Here is a 506-nt window from a genome sequence, read left to right as displayed (position 1 = left end):
TTAAAGCGGTTTGCTCCCATCCTGACTCACCCAGGATTCCCTCGGGGTCGTTCGTCTGATTCACTTTCGGCAGGAGGTGAAGCATGGGCAAATTCTACTCGATGGATCTTCGCGAACGGATCTTCGGCCACATCGCCGCTGGTCATTCGTGTCGGGCGGCGGCGCGGGTGTTCGGGGTCAGTGCGAGCACGGCGATCCGACTGGCGTCCGATCACCGTGACCGAGGGGAGATCACGCCGAAGCGGCAGGGTCGCGCCCCGGGGAGTGCGGGCAAGCTCGCACCGCACATGGCGTTCCTGACCGAGATCGTCCGTGCGGAGCCGGACATCACCCTGAAGGAACTGGCCGGTGCGCTGGAGGAGACGCATGGCGTGTCGGTCCAGCTCTCCTCGATCCACCGGGCCCTGATCAGGGCGGGGTTCTCATATAAAAAAAGGCCTGGTCGCGCGGGAGCGTATGCGGGCTGATATCAGGCTGGCCCGGCATGACTGGACCGTGCGGCGCCA

Annotated in this window: 1 protein-coding gene; it reads left to right on the top strand. The window is 64.4% G+C overall.

Features of this window, described 5'->3' with window-relative positions:
- The first annotated feature begins 83 nt into the window (after positions 1-83).
- Entirely contained in the window at positions 84-467 is a 384-nt protein-coding gene (locus Q1B08_RS21680; RefSeq protein ID WP_299823512.1) for a transposase, read from the top strand.
- Positions 468-506: the final 39 nt, after the last annotated feature.

The sequence above is a fragment of the uncultured Jannaschia sp. genome (assembly GCF_947494025.1).
GTDB lineage: Bacteria > Pseudomonadota > Alphaproteobacteria > Rhodobacterales > Rhodobacteraceae > Jannaschia.
Note: the sequence above shows the minus strand (reverse complement) of the source record. Positions and strands in the feature narration are given on the sequence as shown.

Excerpts from the sequence above, each read along its gene's own strand:
- Q1B08_RS21680 (WP_299823512.1), top strand. The coding sequence starts at position 84 with ATGGGCAAATTCTACTCGATGGATCTTCGCGAACGGATCTTCGGCCAC.